Origin of the sequence: Pseudomonas sp. BMW13, from assembly GCF_013357275.1 — a bacterium.
GTDB lineage: Bacteria > Pseudomonadota > Gammaproteobacteria > Pseudomonadales > Pseudomonadaceae > Aquipseudomonas > Aquipseudomonas khazarica.
The window spans coordinates 17,166-39,757 of the sequence record NZ_SUKD01000037.1 but is presented as its reverse complement, the minus strand read 5'-3'; the positions used below and the strand labels follow the sequence as shown (position 1 = coordinate 39,757).

Here is a 22,592-nt window from a genome sequence, read left to right as displayed (position 1 = left end):
CTCGGCTCCCGCGCGGCTCAGAGGTCAGCCGGCAGCGGTTGCTTCAGCCACTTCTGGCTGATCGCGTCGAGGCTGCCGTCGGCCTTGGCGGCGGCGATGATGGCGTTGACCTTGTCCAGCAGCGCGGCCTGGTTCTTGTTCACCCCGACGTACACCGGCGAGTCCTTGAGCTTGAGCTTCATGCTCGGCACGCGCTTGGGGTTCTTCTCGGAGATGGCCACCATCACCACGTTGCCGCTGGCGATCAGGTCGACCTGGCCCGACAGGTAGGCGGCGATGGTCGAGTTGTTGTCCTCGAAGCGCTTGATGGTGGCGCCTTTCGGGGCGACGTTGCTCAGCTCGATGTCCTCGATCGAGCCACGGGTGACGCTGATGGTCTTGCCGTCGAGGTCATCGAGGCTGGCGATGCTGGCGTCTTCCGGGCCGAACACGCCGAGGTAGAAGGGCGCGTAGGGCGAGGAGAAGTCGATCACGGCCTCGCGCTCGGCGTTCTTGCCCAGGCTGGAAATCACCAGGTCGACCTTGCCGGTGGTGAGGAAGGGAATGCGGTTGGTGCTGTTGACCGGGGTCAGCTCGAGTTTCACCGCCAGCTTGTCGGCCAGCAGCTGTGCGGTGTCGATGTCCAGGCCGCGCGGCTGCAGGTCCGGGCCGACCGAGCCGAATGGCGGGAAGTCCTGCGGCACTGCGACTTTCAGTGTGCCGGCGGCGCCGATGTCCTGGAGTACGTCGGCGTGGGCGCTGGTGGCGCCGAGGGTCAGGGCGGCGAACAGGGTGACCAGCAGGTTGCGATGGATTCTGCGCATGTCGTGCTCCAGTGAAAGGATGAAAACGGATGGGTTTTGCACGGGATCGTGCAGTGCATCGGTTGTGCCAGATTCAATGAAATAGCGGCTTGCATCGCCTCAGGCGAGTGTTGATAAGGTCTTACTGGTCTGAACAGTTGCGGTAATTGACCGATTGGTCAGATGCAATCCTGTGCCATCTCGGTGCGTTCCTTCGCGGGCCTGTTCCACAAGGGGGCGTCACTTGCCTGAAGTGGGTCTCTGGCCTTACAAAGGCGGCTCCACTGGACTGACCGGCCCGAACAGCCATGAATGCTTCTGCTCCTCGCGCGGTACCCGAGTACGCTCTGCAGGCGATTCGTCGCCTGATCGAGGAGGAGGGCTATCGCCCCGGCGATGCGTTGCCGTCGCAGCGCGACCTGGCCGAGCGCCTCGGCGTCAGCCGCGCCTCGTTGCGCGAGGCCCTGTCGTCGCTCAGCGCCCTGGGGCTGGTCAGCGTGCAGGCCGGCAAGGGCGTGTTCGTCCAGGAGGCGCCGAAGGTCGAGGCTGCGGGTGGTTTCGTCTGGCCCTTTGCCGCGCAGGTGTCGGCGGCCGACACCTTCCAGTTGCGCTTCGCCCTGGAGGGTTTCGCCTGCGGGCTGGCGGCCGGCGTGATGACCGCAGAAGAGCTGGACATCCTCGAAGACAACGTCGAGCAGATGCGCCAGGCGCTGCGTGCTGGGGATTTCGAGCAGGCGACGCGGCTGGATTTCGAGTTCCACCGACGCATTCTCGCCGCCAGTGGCAACCAGGCGATGTTCGCCCTGGTGACCTCCAGTGCGGACATCTTCCTGGAAAGCCAGAAACTGCCGTTCATCCGTCCCGAGCGGGCCATGGAAACCTGGCAGGAACACCGCAAGATCCTCAAGGCCCTGGCCCGGCATGCTGCGGGGCCGGCGCAGAAGGCCATGCAGCAGCACATTCGCGCCGCAGCGCTGCGCACCGGCATCGCCTTCACCACCCTGGGTGATTGAGGCGTACCCCATAGGGGTATTGAAAGGCTCAATCGCCAGCGCCTTTCGGTGACACTCAAGCCGGGCTATGATGTCGCCACTTTTTGCTTCCGAATATACGGAGACTCTCATGAGCGAATTCATCACCAACGTCAGCGACTCCAGCTTCGACCAGGACGTCATCCAGGCTGAGGGTCCGGTTCTGGTCGACTACTGGGCTGAGTGGTGCGGCCCGTGCAAGATGATTGCACCGGTGCTGGACGAGATCGCCAAGGAATACCAGGGCAAACTCAAGGTGTGCAAACTCAACATCGACGAGAACCAGGAAACCCCGCCGAAGTACGGCGTACGCGGTATCCCGACCCTGATGCTGTTCAAGAACGGCAACGTCGAGGCGACCAAGGTCGGCGCCCTGTCCAAGTCGCAACTGGCTGCGTTCCTCGACAGCAACATCTGAGTCGCAGGGTGGTGGATGAGATCAGCGTCATCCACCCCACGCTGCCTGATGAAGACCCCGCTTTTTGCGGGGTTTTGCATTTTTTGGGGTAGACGCTGTATTTTCGTGGTGTTAAATTCGGCCTCGCTGCATTTTCTATGCAGCCCTCTGCACGCCGTCGCCGATTCATTCCTATACGAACTCGTTCGCGATCCTGTCGCCTTCTCTGCGGCGCGGCCTCTCAAGCTAACAGCTTTCTTCCCCTCTCGATGATCACGTCATTCCTATGAATCTGACCGAACTCAAGCAAAAGCCGATTGCCGAACTCCTGGACATGGCCGAACAGATGGGCCTGGAAAACATGGCCCGTTCGCGCAAACAGGACATCATCTTCGCCCTGCTGAAGAAGCATGCCAAAAGCGGCGAGGAAATTTCCGGTGACGGCGTGCTGGAGATCCTCCAGGACGGTTTCGGCTTCCTGCGCAGCGCGGACTCCTCCTACCTGGCCGGCCCGGACGACATCTACGTCTCGCCCAGCCAGATCCGCCGCTTCAACCTGCGTACCGGTGACACCATCGTCGGCAAGATCCGCCCGCCGAAAGAAGGCGAGCGTTACTTCGCCCTGCTCAAGGTCGACAGCATCAACTTCGACCGCCCGGAGAACGCCAAGAGCAAGATTCTTTTCGAGAACCTGACGCCGCTGTTCCCCAACAAGCGCCTGACCATGGAGGCCGGCAATGGCTCCACCGAGGACATCACCGGCCGTGTGATCGACCTCTGCGCACCGATCGGCAAGGGCCAGCGTGGCCTGATCGTCGCCCCGCCGAAAGCGGGCAAGACCATCATGCTGCAGAACATCGCGTCGAACATCACGCGCAACAACCCGGAAGTGCACCTGATCGTCCTGCTGATCGACGAGCGTCCGGAAGAAGTGACCGAGATGCAGCGCACCGTGCGCGGCGAAGTGGTTGCCTCCACCTTCGACGAGCCGCCGACCCGCCACGTGCAGGTTGCCGAGATGGTCATCGAGAAGGCCAAGCGCCTGGTCGAGCACAAGAAGGATGTGGTCATCCTGCTCGACTCCATCACCCGTCTGGCACGTGCCTACAACACCGTGATCCCGAGCTCCGGCAAGGTGCTGACCGGTGGTGTCGACGCCCATGCCCTGGAGAAGCCGAAGCGCTTCTTCGGTGCCGCGCGCAACATCGAGGAAGGCGGCTCGCTGACCATCCTCGCCACCGCGCTGATCGAGACCGGCTCGAAGATGGACGAAGTGATCTACGAGGAATTCAAGGGCACCGGCAACATGGAGCTGATCCTCGACCGTCGCGTGGCCGAGAAGCGCACCTTCCCGGCGATCAATATCAACAAGTCGGGCACCCGTCGTGAAGAGTTGCTGACCGGTGAGGAAGAGCTGTCGCGCATGTGGATTCTGCGCAAGCTGCTGCACCCGATGGACGAGATCGCCGCCATCGAGTTCCTCATCGACAAGCTGAAAGCGACGAAGACCAACGACGAGTTCTTCCTGTCGATGAAGCGCAAGTAAGACCTTGCGCTGTGCCACGAGGCCGGGGAAACCCGGCCTTGTCGTATCTGGAGGCTTTCAAGCCTTCTGAAAGCCCGACTTCGGCGCTAAACTTTACGGCTGACCCAAGCCAGCCCGACACGAGGCTCCTGCATGCAGTATCGCGACCTGCGCGACTTCATCCGTGAACTGGAAAAGCGCGGCGAACTCAAGCGCATCCAGACCCCGGTATCCCCCGTTCTGGAAATGACCGAAATCTGCGACCGCACCCTGCGCAAGGGTGGTCCGGCGCTGCTGTTCGAAAAGCCCACGGGCTTCGACGTGCCGGTGCTCGGCAACCTGTTCGGCACGCCCGAGCGCGTGGCGCTGGGCATGGGCGCCGAGGATGTGTCCGAGCTGCGCGAGATCGGCAAGTTGCTGGCCTTCCTCAAGGAGCCCGAGCCGCCGAAAGGCCTCAAGGATGCCTGGAGCAAGCTGCCGATCTTCAAGAAGGTCATCTCCATGGCGCCCAAGGTGGTCAAGGACGCACCCTGCCATGAGGTGATCGAGGAGGGTGACGACGTCGACCTGGGCAAGCTGCCGATCCAGCACTGCTGGCCGGGCGACGTGGCGCCGCTGATCACCTGGGGCCTGACCATCACCAAGGGCCCGAACAAGGAGCGGCAGAACCTCGGCATCTACCGCCAGCAGGTGATCGGCCGCAACAAGGTGATCATGCGCTGGCTCAGCCACCGTGGCGGTGCGCTGGACTACCGCGAATGGTGCCAGAAGCACCCGGACAAACCGTACCCGGTCTGCGTGGCGCTGGGTGCTGACCCGGCGACCATCCTCGGCGCGGTCACCCCGGTGCCCGATACCCTTTCCGAGTACGCCTTCGCCGGGCTGCTGCGGGGCCATCGCACCGAGCTGATCAAGGCCGTCGGCAGCGAGCTGCAGGTGCCGGCCAGTGCCGAGATCGTGCTGGAGGGCGTGATCCATCCGGGCGAAACCGCACCGGAGGGGCCCTACGGCGATCACACCGGCTACTACAACGAGGTCGATACCTTCCCGGTGTTCACCGTCGAGCGCATCACCCGCCGCCGCGAGCCGATCTACCACAGCACCTACACCGGCCGCCCGCCCGATGAGCCGGCGATTCTCGGCGTGGCGCTGAACGAGGTGTTCGTCCCGATCCTGCAGAAGCAGTTCCCGGAGATCACCGACTTCTACCTGCCGCCGGAAGGCTGTTCCTACCGCATGGCGGTGGTGACCATGAAGAAGCAGTACCCGGGCCACGCCAAGCGCGTAATGCTTGGTGTCTGGTCGTTCCTGCGACAGTTCATGTACACCAAGTTCGTTATCGTCACCGACGACGACATCAACGCACGGGACTGGAACGACGTGATCTGGGCGATTACCACGCGTATGGACCCCAAGCGCGACACGGTGATGATCGACAACACGCCGATCGACTACCTCGACTTCGCCTCGCCGATCTCCGGCCTGGGCTCGAAGATGGGCCTGGACGCCACCCACAAGTGGCCGGGCGAGACCACGCGCGAATGGGGTCGTGCCATCGAGAAGGACCCTGCGGTAGTGGCGCGGGTCGATGCGTTGTGGAGCGAGCTGGGAATCGATTGATGAATGTCACCCTGCAACCTTCCGGCGTCACCCTGGCCCTGCAGCCGGGCGAGCGCATCCTCGACGGCGCCCGACGCCTGGGCTACGAGTGCCCGCAAAGCTGCCGCAACGGCAACTGCCATATCTGTGCGGCGCTGCTGGTCGAGGGGCGGGTGCTGCAGTCCGGTGTCGAGCTGGACCATGGCGAGCTGTTCACCTGCCTGGCCGAGCCGCTGGAAGATTGCGTGCTGCACTGGGATGGCGTGCTGGCGCCGGGCGAGCTGCCGGTGCGTGAGCTGAATTGCCAGATGATCGAGTGCCTCGACGTGGGCGGCGACGTCTATCGCGTGCGCCTGCGCACGCCAGCCGGCAAGGTGCCGCGCTATCACGCCGGGCAATACCTGCTGCTGCAGCGCCCGGACGGCGAGATGGCCGCTTTCTCCCTGGCGTCGGCACCGCATTCCGGTCGCGAACTGGAATTGCACATCCTGGCGCGTGAAGACAGCACCCGCCTGCTGCTCGAGCACCTGCGCGAACACGGCTTTGCCCGCGTGCAGATGCCCTATGGCGATACCCACCTGGCCGAACTGCCGGCAGGACCGCTGGTGCTGATCGCCGCCGGCACCGGCATGGGTCAGATGCACAGCCTGATCGAACACTGCCGCGCCAGCGGCTTCGCCCACCCGGTGCACCTGTACTGGGGCGCACGTCGTCCCGACGACTTCTATCAGCTGCCGCATTGGGCCGAGTGGCAGCAACTGGCCAATCTGCATCTGCATCAGGTGGTCAGCGACCAATGTGGCTGGCAGGGTCGTTGTGGTCTGTTGCACGAAGCGGTGCGCGAAGACTTCCCCGACCTCAAGGCGCTGCACGTCTACGCCAGCGGCTCCCCGGCCATGGTCTACGCCACGCTCGATGCGCTGGTCGACGCCGGGATGGACGCGCACCAGATGCGCGCCGATGTGTTCGCCTACGCACCGCGTGGCTGAACTGAAAAAGCCGCCAATAGGGCGACTTTTCAGGGGGTGGCATAGTTCGCCCCAGCCGCGCTTCGACCACCACCTTGCCCACGGCTTTACGCTGGTCGAGTGCATCGATCGCTTCGCCACCCCGCGCTAGCGGGAAGGTCTGTGATACCAATAGTTTGAGTTTGCCTTCGGTGTGGCAGGCGAACAGTTGTTGGAAGTTGTCGGCGTTATCCTGCGGTTGGCGCTGGGCGAAAAAGGAACAGATTTATTTTCGGCTGATATTGTGAGGCAATAAATAAATCTGTCACTTTTACACTGGTGAGGTTGTCGTTCCTTGGAGTGTATTTAAGTGAAATTGAACATTGATTTTCCTAACAATATGATCACGGATGAAATACTCATGCAGGAGCGAATCCCCTGCTTTTGCAAAATTTCAACAGACTTTGAGATTTCGTTTTCGGATACTGTTCCTGAGTCGTCGGGGCTGGTGTCAGCCTGGGATCGTAGAGAGCTTGAGTTAAGAGCTATTGCAGGGGCGGGCGGTCGATATACGCACTTTGCTAATGGTTTGATTACGTTGCGGAAAGTTGGTGAAGGCGTTTACAAGATTCTTGACCTTGAAATGTTTTATAAAGGTTACGGTTGGTGCGCTGTCTTGCGAGGAGGGGAGTATGCGCCTCCCGGAGATTTTTGGGATGAAGAGTAAAGGTTTTCTGATTGAGGAAAAGGGGACAGATTTATTTTTAGGCTGACGGTGCTGCGTCATAAATAAATCTGTCCCCTTTTTCCTCGGAAAATTAAATAGCGTTCAAGATATTTCCAAAGCATTAAGAGGGCTGGATTGATGTCTACTGAAGTCTTTGCAGGGAAGTACGCTGAGCGATTTGGATTCTCAAGTGTAGATGCTCTTGGTTTGGAGGATTTTTTTCAGGCTCTGGAGCTAGTGGCAATGAAAAGCAAAGGGTTCTTTCTACTGAAGGTCGATGGCGAGCGAGATAGGAACATATATACGTTTGCTTTGAATATGCCAGCTAAGGATGTCGTGTTGAGGAAGGATACAGATAGCATTAGAGAGGGTGTTCTCTACATGTTTTCGGAGCTGGAGAGAAAAAATATCCTTCCGTAATTAAAGAAAAAGGGGACAGATTTATTTTTCACCTGATCGACTAAGCTGCAGGTCTCAATGGAAGGAGATCGTTATGCCAAGGATGGGGCGTATTGTGTTGCCGAACTACCCACATCATGTAGTGCAGCGAGGGCATTACCGGCAGGTGGTGTTTTCTGCTGAACAAGACTATCAGCGTTACATTTCTGGTCTGCGTGAGCTGAAAGATGTCTTCGGGGTCAAGGTTTACGCCTATTGCCTGATGACCAATCATGTCCACCTGCTGCTGGCGCCCGGTGAAGCTGTTGCCGGGCTGGGGCAGTTGATGAAGGCGCTGGCGGCGCGAGCTACGCGCTATCGAAATCGTCTGGAGGGGCGCACCGGCACTCTCTGGGAGAGTCGCTACAAGTCCAGCGTCGTCGAGTCAGACGCCTACTTGCTTGCCTGCTGTCGCTATATCGAACTGAACCCGGTTCGAGCTCGTATGGTTGTCGAGGCCGGTGATTATCCCTGGTCGAGCCATCGGATGCGGGTAACGGATCAGGCAGACAGCGATTGGTTAGATATAGACCCCTGCTTCATTGCTCTCGGCAACACGTCTGAAAAGCGTCGTATCCGGTACATGGAGTTCATGCGTCAAGCCGTACCATCGAGCGAGATTGATCTGATCCGTGCAGCACTACAGAGGAGGCAGCTAACCGGGAGTGCTCGTTTCGTGGATGAAATAGAAAGAATCCAAGGGCAGCGGGGTTGAGCTACGAGGTCAGGGCAGACCTAAGCGATAACCCGAAAAATAAATCTGTCCCCTTTTTTGTAGAGTTTGCTAAAGAATTGGTGAAGGATCTTGATGATGCTATCGGACGTTGATTTTTTCAAAGGGTTCATTGACTGGTTGATGGGTTTGTCTATTGTTTCTTCAGAAGAAATTGATGGTTTTTTGAATTGTCTTGATGGTGTGGATGGCGTCATTGAGGATGGCTTCTATATATCTGCATTTGAAGAAATAGGAAGAGGGCTTGCCAGGAATAGAGATTTGCATTTTCTTGAGGATTTTCTAAAGGTTCACTCCTCTTTTCTCTCTTTGAGGTCAGAGGTTTTATACTATTTTGTAGAATCTATTGTGGATGTGCGCTCGGCTTTAGGAGATGACGTTAGGGGTTTAATTTCAGCATCTCCTGAGTCATATAAGCCATTTCTCACGAAGCGCTTTATAAAGTTTCCTGAATAGCTGCAAGAGGAAAAGGGCAAGAAGAAGGGTGAGTAATAGGGGGCAGACCCTGAGGAATCCCCACAAAGTATCCATGCAGGGAAAAGGGGGCAGATTTATTTTTAGGCTGACGGTGCTGCGTCATAAATAAATCTGTCCCCTTTTTCTGTCCCCTTTTTCTAGAAATAATTAATTTTCCTGGTGCTAAATAATGAAAGAAAGCGAGTTGGTGTCATTATGGAGGAGCAAGGCTGGACTTGTAAGAAGGATGAAGTGGGGGACTGCTTTTGTATAATTGTTGTTGATAATATTCAAATTCAGGTTATTCCATTTATAGGTAAGCGAGCAGACCATTTTAGGGTCTCGCTTGCTCCTTCCATTTCATCAAGAGAGTTCTCCGAGGCCGTCGGGTTTATTTATGGGGAAGGTAGGGACTATTCTCCTATTATTTTTAGTAATGAACCTCCTAAGAAACTAGCTAGTCTTTCTGCTGAGGATGTGCTGCAACTTGCTGATGAAGCTATATCATGGGCTCTGTCTCAAAGCCTGGAAGATGGGCTAACGGCCTATAGGGGGTTGCCAACTGCTGCCAAAGGTGCAATGCCGCTCAGGCATCTAGCTGCCTTGGCGATAACTGGGGATGTTGAACGATTAGAAGGTTACAAGCAGAGCTTTGCAGAGGGAGATAGGCTCGGATTTGTACCGTATATCACTGTCGACATGGTTGATCGAGCGATCTTGATAGCAAGAAAACATAGCAAATGATTAGCCATAAATAGCCCTGGCACTGCCGGGGCTATTTGTTTTACTCAACAATAGGCAACAATATGTAGGGAAAAGGGGACAAATTTATTTTTCACCAGATCGACTAAGCTGAAGGTCTCAATGGAAGGAGATCGTTATGCCAATGATGGGACGGATTGTATTGCCGAACTACCCACATCATGTGGTGCAGCGAGGGCATAACCGGCAGGTGGTGTTTGCCGCTGGGCAGCACGATCAGCTCAGCATTTCTGTGCTACCTGACCGATGCCTTCAGACCCAAGCCCTCTGACCATTGCCTGATGTCTGTCCACCAAGGCCGCCGCTAGAGCGACCTTGGACACCTGCGTGCAACCGTGTCCGGTGCGCGCGACGCCTCCTACCGCACCTCCACTACCACCTTGCCCACCGCCTTACGCTGGCCGAGTGCATCGATCGCTTCGCCGCCGCGCGCCAGCGGGAAGGTCTGCGATACCAGTGGTTTGAGTTTGCCCTCGGCGTGCCAGGCGAACAGTTGCTGGAAGTTGTCGGCGTTGTCCTGCGGTTGGCGCTGGGCGAATGAGCCCCAGAACACGCCGACCAGGGCGGCACCCTTGAGCAGCGGCAGGTTGGCCGGCAGGGCCGGGATGCCGCCGCCAGCGGCGAAGCCCACCACCAGGAAGCGGCCGTTCCAGGCGATGCTGCGGAAGGCTTCCTCGAACAGCGTGCCGCCCACCGGGTCGTAGATCACATCCACGCCCTGGCCGCCGGTGAGTCTCTTCACCTCGTCCTTCAGGCTCTGCTCGCTGTAGTTGATCAGTTCGTCGGCACCGGCCTTGCGCGCCACTTCCAGTTTCTCGGCGCTGCTCGCAGCGGCGATCACTTTCGCACCCATGGCCTTGCCGATTTCCACTGCTGCCAGGCCGACGCCGCCGGAGGCGCCAAGCACCAGCAGGGTTTCCCCGGCTTGCAGGTTGGCGCGCTGCTTGAGGGCGTGCATCGAGGTGCCGTAGGTCATGCCGAAGGCCGCTGCGCTGGTCAGGTCCATGCTCTTCGGCACCGGCAGCACGTTGTAGGCCGGCACGGCGACCTCTTCGGCGAAGCCGCCCCAGCCGGTCAGAGCCATCACCCGGTCACCGCTGCGCAGGTGGCTGACCTTCTCGCCTACTGCCTTGACCACACCGGCAACTTCACCGCCTGGCGCGAAGGGGAAAGGCGGCTTGAACTGGTACTTGCCCTCGATGATCAGCGTGTCGGGGAAGTTGACCCCGGCGGCCTGGACCTCGATCAGCACCTCGTTCTTTTTCGGTTCGGGGCATGGCAGGTCTTCCAGTACCAGGGTGTCGGCAGGGCCGAAGGCTTTGCACAGCAGGGCTTTCATCAGATGCGTTCCTCTTGCAGGGTGACATGCAGTGTAGGAAGCGCCTGCCATGGGTCAACGAGCATGCCCGCGCCTGATAGCCCGGCATAAGCGCCGGGCTTGGGTGCTGGCGTGTGGATGGCTATGCTAGGCACATCCCCGATGGAGTGCCGAACGTGAAACTGTTGACCGCCCTGTTGCTGAGCCTGTCGATCTGCCTGCCTGCCCTGGCGTCTTCGGAGAAGAAGGAAGAGGTGCCGACGACGATCTACCACAGCCTGACGCCGGCCCTGATCGGCAACCTGGCCGATCAGGGCAACCGCCTGAAGTTCTTCAAGGCGGACGTCGCCTTGCGCGTGACCGGCACCGAGGCCGAGGAGCAGGTCAAGCACCATGAGCCGCTGATCCGTCATCAGTTGGTGTTGCTGTTCTCGGCCCAGACCAGCGAGACCATCAACGCTCCCGATGGCCGCGAGAACCTGCGCCAGCAGGCGCTCAAGCAGGTGCAGGACGCGATCAACGCAGAAGAAGGCAAGCCCGTGGTCGAGGACCTGCTGTTCAACAATCTGATCATTCAGTAGCGGCGAATCCCTGGCGCGTTCGGTTTCAGCGGCCTAGCCCGGATGCAATCCGGCGGCCCCTCATGCGACATCCCCGGATTGCATCCGGGCTACGCCATTTGCGCCAGGGTCTTGCGAAAGCGGGTCAGCGCGGCGAGGAAGAACAGCGTGCCGATGCCGACGATGGCCAGCAGGTTCGGCCAGACGATGGCCAGCCCCGCGCCGCGATAGAGGATGGCCTGGGCCAGGGCGACGAAGTGGGTGGTCGGTGCGGCTAGCATGATCTGCTGTACCAGCTCGGGCATGCTCTCGCGTGGTGTGGTGCCGCCGGAGAGAATCTGCAGCGGCAGCAGCACCAGGATGATCAGCAGGCCCAGCTGTGGCATCGAGCGTGCCACGGTGCCGAAGAAGATGCCCATCGAGGTGGTGGCGAACAGGTGCAGCGCCGCGCCCAGCAGGAACAGGGCGATGGAGCCTTCGATCGGCACCTGCAACCAGCCCTGTACCACCAGCAGCAGCGACAGCGCCGCTGCCGTCAGCACCACCAGGCCCATCGACCAGACCTTGGCCAGCATGATTTCCAGCGGCGTCACCGGCATCACCAGCAGGTGTTCGACGGTGCCGTGTTCGCGTTCGCGGATCAGGGCGGCGCCGGTGAGAATGATCGAGAGCATGGTGATCTGGTTGATCACCTCCATCACCGAGCCGAACCAGGCGCGGGTCAGGTTCGGGTTGAACTGCACGCGCAATACCAGATCGGCGGGCTGCTGCAGGTCGCCCCGGTAGCGGCGGACGAACTCGGCGACTTCGCTGGTGCCGATGTTCTGGATGTAGCCGGCGCCGGTGAAGGCCATGCTCACCTGAGTGGCATCGACGTTGAGCTGGATCGCCGGGCTGCGGCCGGCCAGTACGTCACGCTGGAAGTTCGGCGGAATGTTCAGGGTGAAGGTGTAGCGGCCGGAGTCCATGCCGCGATCCATCTGGCTCAGGTCGATGCGCTCCGGCGTGCGGAAGTAGGGCTGCTGGAAGGCCTGGATCAGCCTTTCGGAGAGCTGCGACTGGTCCTCGTCGACCACGGCGATGGCGGCGTTGTGCAGGCTTTCCGGCAGGCTGGTGGCGGCCGAATAGACGCCCATGCTGAAGGCCCAGAGGATCAGGATCACCAGCGCCAGGTCGTGCTGCAGGCTGCGCAGTTCCTTGATGCCGAGGTGCAGGATATTGGCCAGGCGTTCCATCAGACCTCCTGTTTGCGCAGCAGGCTGGCGCTGAGCAGGGTCAACAGCGGCACGGTCAGTGCCAGGGCGAGGAAATAGCCGGCCAGGTCGCGCAGCTCCAGCGCCTTGGAGAACAGGCCACGGCTGATCACCAGGAACTGCGATGTCGGGTAGAGCTGGCCGACCAGCGCGCCGAAGCCCTCCAGCGAAGCCACCGGGTAGATCAGCCCGGAGAACTGGATGGCGGGCAGCAGGGTGGCGATGGCGGTGCCGAATACGGCGGCGATCTGGCTCTTGGTGAAGGTCGACATGAGCAGGCCGAGGCCGGTGGCGCAGGCCAGGTAGAGCAGGGCGCCGGCCAGCAGGGTCAGCGGGTTGCCCTTGAGCGGCACGTCGAACACGGTGATCGCCAGCAGCACCAGCAGGATGAAGTTGAACAGCCCCAGGGCGATGTAGGGCAACTGCTTGCCGAGCAGGAATTCCAGGCGGGTGACCGGGGTGACGTAGAGGTTGATGATCGAGCCCAGCTCCTTCTCGCGCACCACGCCGAGTGCCGTGAGCATCGCCGGGATCAGCATCAGCAGCAGCGGGATCACCGCCGGCACCATGGCCTTGAGGCTTTCCACGTCCGGGTTGTAGCGGTAGCGCACTTCCAGTTCGGCGGCGCTGCTGGCTTGTGGCTGAGGTGAGCGCCGGGCCAGCTCGGCCAGGTAGTGCTGGTGCAGGCCGGTGACGTAGCCCTTGATGGTTTCGGCGCGGGTCGGCATGGCGCCGTCGATCCACATGCCGATCTGCGGACTGGCGCCGCGCTTGAGGTCGCGGCCGAAGTTCTGCGGTATCTCCACCGCCAGGCTGATGTCGCCGTCGCGCAGGCGTCGCTCCAGTTCGTCGTAGTCGCGCAGGGGCGCCTTCTCCAGGAAGTAGCGCGAGCCGGAGAGGTTGAGGTGATACTCCTGGCTGGTGGTGGTCTGGTCGCGGTCGAGCACGGCGAAGGACAGGTCTTCCACGTCGAGGCTGATGCCGTAGCCGATGATGAACAGCAGCAGCACGGTGCCCAGCAGCGCCATGCCGCCCCGGATCGGGTCGCGGCGCAGTTCCAGCGCCTCGCGCCGGGCATAGCTGAACAGGCGGCGCAGGCTGAAGCGCTGGCGCTGCGGCGCGGGCTTCTGTTGCAACGGTGGTGCCTCGCTGAGCGGTTGCTCGCCGACGGCTTCCTGCAGGTAGGCGATGAAGGTGGCTTCGAGGCTGTCCAGCCCGCGCTTGTCCATCAGCCCCTGCGGCGTGTCGCTGTCGAGCACCTTGCCGGCGTGCATCAGCGAGATGCGGTCGCAGCGCTGCGCCTCGTTCATGAAGTGGGTGGAGATGAAGATGGTCACGCCGTCCTGGCGCGACAGGTCGAGCATCAGTTGCCAGAAGCCGTCGCGGGCGACCGGGTCGACGCCCGAGGTCGGTTCGTCGAGGATCAGGATCTCCGGCTTGTGGATCACCGCGACGGCCAGCGAGAGGCGCTGGCGGATGCCCAGCGGCAGGCGCTCGGGGAGCATGTCCATGACCTCACCGAGGTCGAAACGCTCGGCCATCTGCGCCACCCGTGGGCCGATCTCGGCGCTGGGTACGTGGAACAGCTGGGCGTGCAGCACCAGGTTCTGCCGCACTGTCAGCTCGCCATACAGGGAGAACGCCTGAGACATATAGCCGACCCGCTTGCGCGTGGCCATGTCACGCGGGTCGACCGCCTGGCCGAACAGCAGTGCCTCGCCCTCGCTGGCCGGCAGCAGGCCGGTGAGCATCTTCATGGTGGTGCTCTTGCCGCAGCCGTTGGAGCCGAGGAAGCCGAAGATCTCGCCACGGCGAATGCGGAACGACACCTGGTCGACGGCAACGAAGTCGCCGAAGCGCATGGTCAGGCCCTTGGCCTCGATGGCGATCTCGCTGCTGCCCTGCAGCGGAGGGATAAGCACCTGCTGGTGGCCGCGCCGCCGCTCTTCCGGGAGCAGGGCGATGAAGGCCTGCTCCAGGCTGGCGCAGGCGGTGCGTTCGCGCAGTTCGGCGGGGCTCCCCTCGGCCAGCACGCGGCCGTCGTCCATCGCCACCAGGTGGTCGAAGCGCTCGGCTTCTTCCATGTAGGCGGTGGCCACCAGCACGCTCATCTGCGGGCGCTGTGTGCGGATGCGCTCGATCAGCTCCCAGAACTGGTTGCGTGATAGGGGATCGACGCCGGTGGTCGGCTCGTCGAGGATCAGCAGATCGGGATCATGGATCAGCGCGCAGCACAGCCCGAGCTTCTGCTTCATACCGCCGGACAGCTTGCCGGCCGGGCGTTCGCGGAAGGCGGCCATGCCGGTGCTGCGCAGCAGGTCGTCGATGCGCTGTTCGCGTTCGGCGGCGTCCTGGCCGAACAGGCGGCCGAAGAAATCGAGGTTCTCGAACACCGACAGGGTCGGATAGAGGTTCTTGCCCAGGCCCTGCGGCATGTAGGCGATGTGCGGGCAGACGTTGCGCCGATGCCGAGCCTCGGCCATGTCGCCGCCGAGGACCTCGACCTGGCCGTCCTGGAGCTTGCGGGCACCGGCTATCAGCGCCAGCAGGCTGGACTTGCCGACGCCATCCGGACCGATCAGGCCGACCATGCGCTGTGCCGGCAGGCTCAGATCGATCTGCTGCAGGGCGTGGGTTTCGCCGTAGCGCAGGCCGACGCCAGCCAGGCGCGCGACCGGCGCGTTCATTGCGGAACCTTGATCGCCAGGTGCTCAGGCCATTCGGCCTCGGGGTCGAGGCGCAGGTAGGCCATGCCGGGGACGCCGGTCTTCACCTGCTGCAGGTGCTTGCTCAGCAGTTCGGGGTCGATACGGGCCTTGACCCGGAACATCAGCTTCTCGCGTTCGCTGGCGGTTTCCACGGTCTTCGGCGTGAACTGGGCGACGCTGGCGACATAGCTGACCTTGGCCGGGATCACGTACTGCGGTGCGGCATCGATCACCAGGCGCACCTCACTGCCGAGGGCGACGCGGCCGGCCTGGCGTTCGGGCAGGAAGAAGGTCATGTAGACGTCGGTGAGGTCCACCAGGTTGAGCAGCTTGCCGCCCGCGCCGAGCACTTCTCCCGGCTGGGTCACACGGTACTGGACGCGGCCGGCGCGCGGCGCCTTGAGCTGGCTGTCGTCGATGTCCACCTGCAGGCGTTCGACGCTGGCCTGGGCGGCTTCGGTGGCCGATTGCGCCTCGATGGCCTGCGACTGGGCGGCGGCGATGCCGGCCTCGGCCGAGCTGACCTGGGCGCGGGCTGCGGCCAGGGCGGCTTCGGCGCTCTGCAGGCGCGCCAGATCATCGTCCAGCTGCTGCTGGGCCAGGGCATTGCGCTTGACCAGCGTGGCACTGCGCGCGTGACGCTTGCGTGCGGCATCCAGCTCGGCCTGGCGCTGGCGCACCACCGCCTCGGCGGTGCGCTTCTCGCTTTCCCGCAGACTGATCTGGCTGGCAGCCGTCACCTGGCCATTCTCCGCCTGGCGCAACTGCGCACGGGCCTGGGCCAGCTGGGCCTCGAGGACCTGGGTGTCCATGCGCGCCAGGACCTGCCCGGGCTTAACGAAGTCGCCTTCGTCGACATCGATACTGGCGATGCGTCCGGCCAGTTTGGTCGCCACGTCCACCTCGGTGGCCTCGATGCGCCCGTTGCCGCTGGCGAAGCCCTCCGGCAGGCCGCTCGGGCGCAGTTGCCACCAGGCGATGGCGGCCACTGCGGCCAGGCCGAAAACGATCAGGTAGGGGAGGCGACGTCGCGCGTTGTTCATCTCAGCGTCCTTTCTGCGGGCCCTTGCTCGGGACCATGATTAGCAGACTTTCATTGTCTGCGCTCAGCCTGTTGCGTGGTTTGATGCAGGTCAAGCGAGGGCGGCGCCCCACAGGCAGGTGCGATTGCGGCCCTCGTGCTTGGCACTGTACAGCGCCTGGTCGCAGCGGGCGATCAGCTCGCCGGGCTGTTCGTCACGAACCGGATCGAGCACGGCGAGGCCGATGCTCAGGCTCAGGCGTTCCAGCGGGCTGGCGGGGTGAGGAAGCTCCAGCGCGGCGATGCCGGCGTGAATGCGTGCGGCAACGTGCTCGCCGCCTTCGAGCCCGGTGCCGGCCAGGATGATGGCGAACTCCTCGCCGCCATAGCGGCAGGCCGCGTCGCCCTCGCGCTGCAGGCTGTCCTGCAGCACGGCGCTGACCTTGCGCAGCGCATCGTCGCCGGCCAGGTGGCCGAGGGCGTCGTTGTAGGCCTTGAAGTGGTCGATATCCAGCAGCAGCAGGGTCAGCGGTGCACCGGCCCGTCGTAGCCGGCGCAGCTCGGCCTGCAGGCGCTGGTCGAAGTAGCGCCGGTTGTAGAGACCGGTCAGGCCGTCCTGTTGCGACAGGCGTTGCAGGCGGTCCTCCAGTTGCAGGCGCTCGCTGTTGTCGCGGGACACGGCAATCAGGTACTCGCGCCCATGCAGCTCCACCAGCTGCGTGTTGATCTCGGCGGGCTGGCGGCTGCCGTCGCGACGGATCAGCTCGCGCTGGAAGATCCGCGAGAGGTTGTCGCGTTGTGCCTCGCGCACCTGCTGCAGCCAGCGGTGGAAGCCCGGCAGGAGCTTTTCCGGATCCTCGCGCAGCAGTTCGGCGAACTGTTCGGGGCGATAGCCCAGCGTGGCGTAGGTCGCCTGATTCATGTGCAGCAGCTCGCGGCTGCCGCTGTCGAAGATGAACAGGCCGTCATGGCTGGAGTCGGTCAGGTCGAGCACCAGTTGCAGGCGCTCGCGGTTTTCGCGCAGGCGTTGCTCGGTCTCCTCGCGGCGCTCGGCTTCCACCTTGTAGCGTCGGTTGGCGAGTTGCAGGGCATGGGCGCGGCGGCTGTTCTCCAGGGCCAGGGCCAGTGCGGCGACCAGCAGCAGGCTGATCGCCAGGCTGGCGCCGAGCACCACGCCGGACAGCGGCGACTCGAGCTGTTCGAGCAGGCGCGCCGTGGGGCTCAGGCGCAGGCTGAAAGCCTGGTTGTTGAGCAGGCTGAGGCCCAGTTGCAGGCTGTGTGGGTCGTCGCCCGTCGTGTCGCCGTGGCGGAACAGGACCTGGCCGTTCTCCAGCAGTTCGAGGTTGAAGGCGTCGCGATCGATCTGCGTCAGCAGCTGCACCATCAGCGGTTCGACGCGAAATACGCCCTGGAGGAAACCGTCGAAGACGCGCTGGCCATCCTGTTGCCGATAGAGCGGTGTGTAGAGCACGAAGCCGCGGCCGCCCTGCACCAGGTCGAAGCTGTTGGAGAAGCGCTGCTCGCCGGTGTCGCGTGCCTCCATGGCCAGCGGGTAGTTGGGGTGCTCGGGATACAGGCGAAAGTTCAGCGCGGCCTCGTTGCCGGCCACCGGGAACAGCCAGCGCATGCGCAGGTCGTCGCCCACCCACTGGATCGACTGGTAGGCGGGAAAACCGCGCAGTGCCCGCTCGACTTCATCGTCCCAGCTGGCGCGGGGCAGGCGCCCCAGGCTGTTCCACAAGCGGGCGATGCGCTCGAGGCTGGCGACTTCCAGGTGCAGGGTGCCTTCCAGCTGACGCGCGAGGCTGCGCGCCTGGTAGCCGACGCGTTCGTCCAGGCGTTGCTGCTGGACGCCTTCGATCTGCCGCCACAGCAGCACGCTGGCGCCGCTCAGCACCAGTAACAGGAAGGCCAGCGCGAGTCGCGCTGGCCAGGCGGAGGATGCCGGCATGGATAACTCCCAAAGCTCTCATTGGGTGATAGCACAGTGCCTGTGTTGGCTCAACGCATGGCCAGGATCGCCGTCCATTCTTTTTCGCCGACGGGCATCACCGAGAGCCGGCTGCCGCGCTGCACCAGGGCCAGTTCGGCCAGCAGTGGGTTGTTCTTCAGGTGCTGCAGTGGCAGCACCTCGGCGAAGGCTTCGACGAACGCCACATCCAGCGCGCTCCAGGGGTTCTTCTCCGGGCTGGCCTTGGGGTCGTGGTAGTGGCTCTGCGGGTCCAGTGCGGTCGGGTCCGGGTAGACCTCGCCGTCGATGCGGCCAATGCCGGCGATGCCCGGCTGCGGACAACTGGAGTGATAGAAGAAGAACTGATCGCCCGGACGCATCGCGCGCAGGAAGTTGCGCGCCTGGTAATTGCGCACGCCATCCCAGCGCGTCTTGCCCAGGCGTTGCAGGTCGTGGATCGACAATTCGTCGGGTTCGGACTTCATCAACCAATAAGGCATGAACTTTGCTCCTGCAGGTCTGTCCGTTAGCGGACGCTCGTTTGAGTGGAACTCTCCGACAGCCGGTTGGCGCCAGAAATTGCACCGCGCTCGGCCCTGGCGGAAAATGCCCGGCTTAACGCTTGGCGACGTCGTATTGCACACAACAATAACGCGCGACCAACGCGCGCAGTTGCCTTGAAGGGGGAGGCAATAGATGAAACGCAAGCCAGATCTTTTGTGGGTTCTCGTAGTACTTTTCAGTCTGGGCGTGGTTACCACGGGTTACACCCAGAGCCTTTGGGAGCGCCAGAGCGACGTTTCCATCAAGGTCACGCAGCAGCCCTGATTCGCGGGCTCGCAGCGTCAGCGCCGCAAGGATCGCGGTGCCACCCGCTCGTCAGTACCAGCGCCTGTCCGTCACCGTCGCCTGCAAGGGCACATCCCAGCTGGCCATCGCCAGTTCGTCCACCCGCTGACATTCATGCGCTAGTCCCAATAGCGTCGGCTTGTGCCAATTTTTGCGCATGCGCAGGTAGGCCAGGCTGCGGTCATAGAAACCACCGCCCATGCCCAGGCGACCGCCGCGGTCGTCGAACCCCACCAGCGGCAGCAGCACCAGGTCCAGTGCCCAGAGCTTGCGCTGACGTTTGCGGTGCGGGCTGGGTTCGAGGATGCGGAAGCGATTGCCCGCCAGTTTCTCGTGCCGGGTGACGCGCTGGAACACCATCTTGGTGCGCGGCCAGGCGCTGAGCACCGGCAGGTAGGTGCGCTTGCCGCGTTTCTGCGCGGCTGCCAGCAGCGGACGAGGGTCGATCTCGCCGTCGTTGGGCAGGTACAGGGCGATGTGCCGGGCGCGGCGAAACTGCGGGCTCTGCGCCAGTTGGCGGTACAGGTTGCGCGCGGCGCTGCGTTGCTGGCTGCGGCTGAGCGCACGACGACGCTGGCGCAGCACACGGCGCAGTTGCGGGCGGCTGAGTGGGGCGGTAGGAGTCATGGGCAGAGGATGAAGCGGGGTGGGTAGCGGCGGCTACCGGAGGGGGAGGTGACTTCCCAGCGTGCCGCTGTCGGTTTAGCCCTTGAACCCGAAAGTTCAAGGTGGAGGTTGCAGGAGGCGTTAAGGCTTTCCGTCAGGCGGACATGCACACCTGCCCCAACATGCAACCCCCGTGGTTGTGCGTATCGGCTCAGGGACATCCCCGACTGGCGCACACCCCAGGAAGTGGCGGCCAGTATACCCGAATAGACGGGTGGAGGGGCGGCCTGCGACGAACTGGCAGGCATGTTCGGCTCAGGAAGCCGAGTCGTCGGTCAGGGCGCGGTCGACGCGATCGAGCAGGTCGCGCACCTGCTGGCGCGTGGAGCTGGCGTCCTGATCCAGGCGCTGCTGCTTGTGCAGCAGGTCATGGGTGATGTTCAGGGCCGCCATCACTGCCACGCGGTCGGCGCCGATCACCTTGCCGCTGGTGCGGATCTCGCGCATCTTGCCATCCAGGTAGCGCGCGGCGCTTTCCAGGTTGGCGCGTTCGTCCTGGGGGCAGGCGATGCAATATTCTTTGTCCAGAATGTGGACGGTCACGGTGTTCGACTGGGTCATGAGTCCTGCTCCAGGGCTTTGAGGCGCGAAATCATCGATTCGACCTTGTGCCGGGCCATTTCGTTCTTTTCGATCAGATGGGCGCGTTCCTCGCGCCAGGCCTGTTCATTCGCCAGCAGGAGTCGGTTGTGAGCCTTGAGCTGCTCGACACGCTGGATCAGCAGCTCCAGCTTGGCGGTCAATGCGTGCAGATCGGCGTCTTCCATGGGCTCTCGCTATGGGAGGGAATGGCTGGACTATATAGGCTGGACCCGGGTAGGGGTCAAACCCAGATGGCAGTGGCGTGATGCGTACGACGTCATCGACACCCCGGCGGACTTCGATGGTCTTGCCGCGTCTGCCGGTGCTAGGATACGAGGCCTCCATTCTAGAGATTGCGCCGTCTGGCGCCTAGCTATCTATGTCGATTCCAAGTTCTCCCTACGCCGCCTTCGCCGCTCTGCTGAGCAGCGCAGGGCACACCGTCTCGCCCGCTGAACTGCATGGCCTGCTGCTCGGCCGCAGTTGCGCCGGTGCCGGCTTCGAGCCGGATGCCTGGCTGCTCGACGCCACCGACCTGCTCGGCGGTGAGCCGCAGGACAACGTGCGCCAGGCGCTGATCGGTCTGCAGGAGATGGTCAAGGGCGAGCTGTGCAGCGAGGACATCAGCCTGGTGCTGCTGCTGCCGGATGACGAAACACCCCTGGCGCAACGTGCGGTTGCGCTGGGCCAGTGGTGCCAGGGCTTCCTCGGTGGCTTCGGCCTGACCGCCCGCGACGGCGCGCTGAGCGCCGAGGCCATGGAAGTGCTGCAGGATCTGTCCGCCATCGCCCAGGTCCAGGGTGGCCTGGAGGAATCCGAGGATGGCGAGAGCGATTACATGGAAGTGATGGAATACCTGCGCGTCGCGCCCCTGCTGTTGTTCACCGAGTGCGTGAAGCCCGCGGCGCCTGCCGCCAAACCCTCCCTGCACTGATCTTTCCCGGAGCCCGTCTTGACCAGCATCCCCAAGTCCGAATACGCCCGTCGGCGCAAGGCGCTGATGGCGCAGATGGAACCCAACAGCATCGCCATCCTGCCGGCTGCGCCGGTGTATATCCGCAACCGCGATGTCGAGCACACCTACCGCCAGGACAGCGACTTCCAGTACCTCACCGGTTTCCCCGAGCCGGAAGCGGTGATGGCGCTGATTCCCGGTCGCGAGCACGGCGAGTACGTGCTGTTCTGCCGTGAGCGCGATCCCGAGCGCGAGCTGTGGGACGGCCTGCGTGCTGGCCAGGATGGCGCCATCGCCAGCTATGGGGCCGACGATGCGTTTCCCATCGGCGATATCGACGACATTCTTCCGGGGCTGATCGAGGGGCGCGAGCGCGTCTACTACGCCATCGGCTGCAATCAGGAGTTCGACCAGCGCCTGATGGAGTGGATCAACCACATCCGCGCCAAGGCCCGTCAGGGGGCTACGCCGCCGAACGAGTTCGTCGCCCTCGACCACCTGCTGCACGACATGCGCCTGTACAAGTCGGCTGCCGAGGTGAAGGTGATGAAAGAGGCTGCCGAGATCAGTGCGCGTGCGCACATCCGCGCGATGCAGGCCAGCCGCGCCGGCCTCCACGAGTACCATCTGGAAGCCGAGCTGGATTACGAGTTCCGCAAGGGCGGGGCGAAGATGCCGGCCTATGGCAGCATCGTCGCGGCGGGCAAGAATGCCTGCATCCTGCACTACCGCGAAAACGACGCGGCGCTCAGGGATGGCGACCTGGTGCTGATCGACGCCGGCTGCGAGATCGACTGCTACGCCAGCGACATCACCCGCACCTTCCCGGTCAGCGGCACCTTCTCGCCCGAGCAGAAGGCCATCTACGAGCTGGTGCTGGCGGCCAACGAGGAAGCCTTCAAGCACATCGCTCCGGGCAAGCACTGGAACGAGGCGCACGAAGCCACCGTTCGCGTGATCACTGCCGGCCTGGTCGAGCTGGGCCTGCTCAGCGGCGATGTCGACGAGCTGATCGCCAGCGAAGCCTACAAACCCTTCTACATGCACCGGGCCGGCCACTGGCTGGGCATGGACGTGCATGATGTCGGCGACTACAAGGTCGGCGGGGAATGGCGCGTGCTCGAACCGGGCATGGCGATGACCGTCGAGCCGGGCATCTACATCGCCACCGACAACGAGGCGGTCGCCAGGAAATGGCGCGGCATCGGCGTGCGTATCGAGGACGACGTGGTGGTGACCCGCAAGGGCTGCGAGATTCTCACCGGCGGGGTGCCCAAGAGCGTCGCCGAGATCGAGGCACTGATGGCGGCCGCGCGCAGCGAGGCGGCCTGA

Annotated in this window: 22 protein-coding genes, 1 other RNA gene and 3 pseudogenes; 14 read left to right on the top strand and 12 right to left on the bottom strand. The window is 62.7% G+C overall.

What is annotated here, in order from left to right; genetic code table 11:
* Positions 1 to 17: 17 nt before the first annotated feature.
* Complete coding sequence (locus E4487_RS23340) at positions 18 to 803, bottom strand: transporter substrate-binding domain-containing protein (RefSeq protein ID WP_175254496.1); 786 nt, start codon at positions 801 to 803, stop codon at positions 18 to 20.
* A 287-nt stretch (positions 804 to 1,090) separates the two neighbouring features.
* On the opposite strand from E4487_RS23340, the gene E4487_RS23335 reads away from it, so the two are divergent.
* The 5 genes from E4487_RS23335 (at position 1,091) to E4487_RS23315 (ending at position 6,323) form a co-directional block, all read left to right on the top strand.
* On the top strand, positions 1,091 to 1,795 hold the full coding sequence (locus E4487_RS23335; protein ID WP_037052880.1) for a FadR/GntR family transcriptional regulator: 705 nt from the start codon (positions 1,091 to 1,093) through the stop codon (positions 1,793 to 1,795).
* Between the two features lie 109 nt (positions 1,796 to 1,904).
* Positions 1,905 to 2,231, top strand: coding sequence for a thioredoxin TrxA (gene trxA, locus E4487_RS23330; RefSeq protein WP_047588854.1), 327 nt, complete (start codon positions 1,905 to 1,907; stop codon positions 2,229 to 2,231).
* 265 nt (positions 2,232 to 2,496) lie between these two features.
* Positions 2,497 to 3,756: a transcription termination factor Rho gene (gene rho / locus E4487_RS23325; RefSeq protein ID WP_037052884.1), complete on the top strand. Its 1,260-nt coding sequence runs from the start codon at positions 2,497 to 2,499 to the stop codon at positions 3,754 to 3,756.
* A 132-nt stretch (positions 3,757 to 3,888) separates the two neighbouring features.
* The gene (gene ubiD / locus E4487_RS23320) at positions 3,889 to 5,355 is read left to right on the top strand and encodes a 4-hydroxy-3-polyprenylbenzoate decarboxylase (protein WP_175254495.1); all 1,467 of its coding nucleotides are present in this window, start codon (positions 3,889 to 3,891) and stop codon (positions 5,353 to 5,355) included.
* Positions 5,355 to 6,323, top strand: a complete 969-nt coding sequence (locus E4487_RS23315) for a CDP-6-deoxy-delta-3,4-glucoseen reductase (RefSeq protein ID WP_175254494.1) — start codon at positions 5,355 to 5,357, stop codon at positions 6,321 to 6,323. The genes ubiD and E4487_RS23315 overlap by 1 nt, the downstream gene beginning before the upstream one ends.
* A gap of 55 nt (positions 6,324 to 6,378) precedes the next feature.
* Here the strand turns inward: E4487_RS23315 and E4487_RS23310 are convergent.
* Positions 6,379 to 6,555 (bottom strand): annotated as a pseudogene (locus tag E4487_RS23310) (zinc-binding dehydrogenase); the annotation flags it as partial.
* Between the two features lie 96 nt (positions 6,556 to 6,651).
* Here E4487_RS23310 and E4487_RS23305 point away from each other — a divergent pair.
* The 6 genes and pseudogenes from E4487_RS23305 to E4487_RS23280 form a co-directional block, all read left to right on the top strand.
* The gene (locus E4487_RS23305) at positions 6,652 to 7,008 is read left to right on the top strand and encodes a hypothetical protein (protein ID WP_373921564.1); all 357 of its coding nucleotides are present in this window, start codon (positions 6,652 to 6,654) and stop codon (positions 7,006 to 7,008) included.
* Positions 7,009 to 7,146: 138 nt separating this feature from the next.
* Positions 7,147 to 7,428: a hypothetical protein gene (locus E4487_RS23300; protein ID WP_175254493.1), complete on the top strand. Its 282-nt coding sequence runs from the start codon at positions 7,147 to 7,149 to the stop codon at positions 7,426 to 7,428.
* A 73-nt stretch (positions 7,429 to 7,501) separates the two neighbouring features.
* Positions 7,502 to 8,192, top strand: a pseudogene (locus E4487_RS23295) (transposase).
* A 65-nt stretch (positions 8,193 to 8,257) separates the two neighbouring features.
* Positions 8,258 to 8,635: a hypothetical protein gene (locus E4487_RS23290; RefSeq protein WP_175254492.1), complete on the top strand. Its 378-nt coding sequence runs from the start codon at positions 8,258 to 8,260 to the stop codon at positions 8,633 to 8,635.
* A gap of 216 nt (positions 8,636 to 8,851) precedes the next feature.
* A complete protein-coding gene (locus tag E4487_RS23285) occupies positions 8,852 to 9,379 on the top strand; it encodes a hypothetical protein (protein ID WP_175254491.1) in 528 nt (175 codons plus the stop codon).
* A 136-nt stretch (positions 9,380 to 9,515) separates the two neighbouring features.
* A pseudogene (locus E4487_RS23280) lies at positions 9,516 to 9,641 on the top strand (transposase); the annotation flags it as partial.
* A 114-nt stretch (positions 9,642 to 9,755) separates the two neighbouring features.
* On the opposite strand, the gene E4487_RS23275 reads toward E4487_RS23280, so the two are convergent.
* Positions 9,756 to 10,736, bottom strand: coding sequence for an NADPH:quinone oxidoreductase family protein (locus tag E4487_RS23275; protein ID WP_175254490.1), 981 nt, complete (start codon positions 10,734 to 10,736; stop codon positions 9,756 to 9,758).
* Between the two features lie 155 nt (positions 10,737 to 10,891).
* Here E4487_RS23275 and E4487_RS23270 point away from each other — a divergent pair, with 155 nt between their 5' ends.
* Positions 10,892 to 11,296, top strand: coding sequence for a flagellar basal body-associated protein FliL (locus E4487_RS23270; protein WP_047588861.1), 405 nt, complete (start codon positions 10,892 to 10,894; stop codon positions 11,294 to 11,296).
* 89 nt (positions 11,297 to 11,385) lie between these two features.
* On the opposite strand, the gene E4487_RS23265 is transcribed toward E4487_RS23270, so the two are convergent.
* The 9 genes from E4487_RS23265 to E4487_RS23225 all read right to left on the bottom strand — a co-directional run bounded on the left by E4487_RS23265 (position 11,386) and on the right by E4487_RS23225 (position 20,490).
* Positions 11,386 to 12,510 (bottom strand): ABC transporter permease, encoded by a 1,125-nt coding sequence (locus E4487_RS23265; RefSeq protein ID WP_047588863.1) that lies wholly within the window; start codon positions 12,508 to 12,510, stop codon positions 11,386 to 11,388.
* Positions 12,510 to 15,215 carry a ribosome-associated ATPase/putative transporter RbbA gene (gene rbbA / locus E4487_RS23260; protein ID WP_175254489.1) on the bottom strand — a complete coding sequence of 902 codons (2,706 nt, stop codon included), beginning with the start codon at positions 15,213 to 15,215 and terminating at the stop codon, positions 12,510 to 12,512. Before rbbA ends, E4487_RS23265 begins: the two co-directional genes overlap by 1 nt.
* The gene (locus E4487_RS23255) at positions 15,212 to 16,279 is read right to left on the bottom strand and encodes an HlyD family secretion protein (RefSeq protein WP_175254488.1); all 1,068 of its coding nucleotides are present in this window, start codon (positions 16,277 to 16,279) and stop codon (positions 15,212 to 15,214) included. Before E4487_RS23255 ends, rbbA begins: the two co-directional genes overlap by 4 nt.
* Positions 16,280 to 16,369: 90 nt before the next feature.
* Entirely contained in the window at positions 16,370 to 18,208 is a 1,839-nt protein-coding gene (locus E4487_RS23250) for a diguanylate cyclase (protein ID WP_175254487.1), read from the bottom strand.
* A gap of 50 nt (positions 18,209 to 18,258) precedes the next feature.
* Positions 18,259 to 18,708 (bottom strand): EVE domain-containing protein, encoded by a 450-nt coding sequence (locus E4487_RS23245; RefSeq protein WP_037056712.1) that lies wholly within the window; start codon positions 18,706 to 18,708, stop codon positions 18,259 to 18,261.
* A 379-nt stretch (positions 18,709 to 19,087) separates the two neighbouring features.
* Positions 19,088 to 19,684, bottom strand: coding sequence for a 5-formyltetrahydrofolate cyclo-ligase (locus tag E4487_RS23240; protein ID WP_175254486.1), 597 nt, complete (start codon positions 19,682 to 19,684; stop codon positions 19,088 to 19,090).
* A gap of 49 nt (positions 19,685 to 19,733) precedes the next feature.
* Positions 19,734 to 19,912, bottom strand: a non-coding RNA gene (gene ssrS / locus E4487_RS23235) — 6S RNA.
* A gap of 66 nt (positions 19,913 to 19,978) precedes the next feature.
* On the bottom strand, positions 19,979 to 20,284 hold the full coding sequence (locus E4487_RS23230; RefSeq protein WP_037056715.1) for a cell division protein ZapA: 306 nt from the start codon (positions 20,282 to 20,284) through the stop codon (positions 19,979 to 19,981).
* The gene (locus E4487_RS23225) at positions 20,281 to 20,490 is read right to left on the bottom strand and encodes a TIGR02449 family protein (RefSeq protein WP_003458652.1); all 210 of its coding nucleotides are present in this window, start codon (positions 20,488 to 20,490) and stop codon (positions 20,281 to 20,283) included. The genes E4487_RS23230 and E4487_RS23225 overlap by 4 nt, the downstream gene beginning before the upstream one ends.
* 194 nt (positions 20,491 to 20,684) lie before the next feature.
* Between E4487_RS23225 and E4487_RS23220 the strand changes: the two genes are divergently transcribed.
* Together E4487_RS23220 and pepP are read left to right on the top strand one after the other, a co-directional pair.
* Positions 20,685 to 21,239, top strand: a complete 555-nt coding sequence (locus tag E4487_RS23220; protein WP_175254485.1) for a YecA family protein — start codon at positions 20,685 to 20,687, stop codon at positions 21,237 to 21,239.
* A gap of 18 nt (positions 21,240 to 21,257) precedes the next feature.
* Positions 21,258 to 22,592, top strand: a complete 1,335-nt coding sequence (gene pepP / locus E4487_RS23215) for a Xaa-Pro aminopeptidase (protein ID WP_037056719.1) — start codon at positions 21,258 to 21,260, stop codon at positions 22,590 to 22,592.

Coding starts and splice junctions, on each gene's coding strand:
- E4487_RS23225 (WP_003458652.1), bottom strand. CDS start 20,490: ATGGAAGACGCCGATCTGCACGCATTGACCGCCAAGCTGGAGCTGCTG.
- E4487_RS23340 (WP_175254496.1), bottom strand. CDS start 803: ATGCGCAGAATCCATCGCAACCTGCTGGTCACCCTGTTCGCCGCCCTG.
- E4487_RS23300 (WP_175254493.1), top strand. CDS start 7,147: ATGTCTACTGAAGTCTTTGCAGGGAAGTACGCTGAGCGATTTGGATTC.
- E4487_RS23250 (WP_175254487.1), bottom strand. CDS start 18,208: ATGCCGGCATCCTCCGCCTGGCCAGCGCGACTCGCGCTGGCCTTCCTG.
- E4487_RS23285 (WP_175254491.1), top strand. CDS start 8,852: ATGGAGGAGCAAGGCTGGACTTGTAAGAAGGATGAAGTGGGGGACTGC.
- rbbA (WP_175254489.1), bottom strand. CDS start 15,215: ATGAACGCGCCGGTCGCGCGCCTGGCTGGCGTCGGCCTGCGCTACGGC.
- trxA (WP_047588854.1), top strand. CDS start 1,905: ATGAGCGAATTCATCACCAACGTCAGCGACTCCAGCTTCGACCAGGAC.
- E4487_RS23240 (WP_175254486.1), bottom strand. CDS start 19,684: ATGACTCCTACCGCCCCACTCAGCCGCCCGCAACTGCGCCGTGTGCTG.
- rho (WP_037052884.1), top strand. CDS start 2,497: ATGAATCTGACCGAACTCAAGCAAAAGCCGATTGCCGAACTCCTGGAC.
- E4487_RS23275 (WP_175254490.1), bottom strand. CDS start 10,736: ATGAAAGCCCTGCTGTGCAAAGCCTTCGGCCCTGCCGACACCCTGGTA.
- E4487_RS23230 (WP_037056715.1), bottom strand. CDS start 20,284: ATGACCCAGTCGAACACCGTGACCGTCCACATTCTGGACAAAGAATAT.
- E4487_RS23290 (WP_175254492.1), top strand. CDS start 8,258: ATGCTATCGGACGTTGATTTTTTCAAAGGGTTCATTGACTGGTTGATG.
- E4487_RS23245 (WP_037056712.1), bottom strand. CDS start 18,708: ATGCCTTATTGGTTGATGAAGTCCGAACCCGACGAATTGTCGATCCAC.
- E4487_RS23315 (WP_175254494.1), top strand. CDS start 5,355: ATGAATGTCACCCTGCAACCTTCCGGCGTCACCCTGGCCCTGCAGCCG.
- E4487_RS23265 (WP_047588863.1), bottom strand. CDS start 12,510: ATGGAACGCCTGGCCAATATCCTGCACCTCGGCATCAAGGAACTGCGC.
- E4487_RS23220 (WP_175254485.1), top strand. CDS start 20,685: ATGTCGATTCCAAGTTCTCCCTACGCCGCCTTCGCCGCTCTGCTGAGC.
- ubiD (WP_175254495.1), top strand. CDS start 3,889: ATGCAGTATCGCGACCTGCGCGACTTCATCCGTGAACTGGAAAAGCGC.
- E4487_RS23335 (WP_037052880.1), top strand. CDS start 1,091: ATGAATGCTTCTGCTCCTCGCGCGGTACCCGAGTACGCTCTGCAGGCG.
- E4487_RS23255 (WP_175254488.1), bottom strand. CDS start 16,279: ATGAACAACGCGCGACGTCGCCTCCCCTACCTGATCGTTTTCGGCCTG.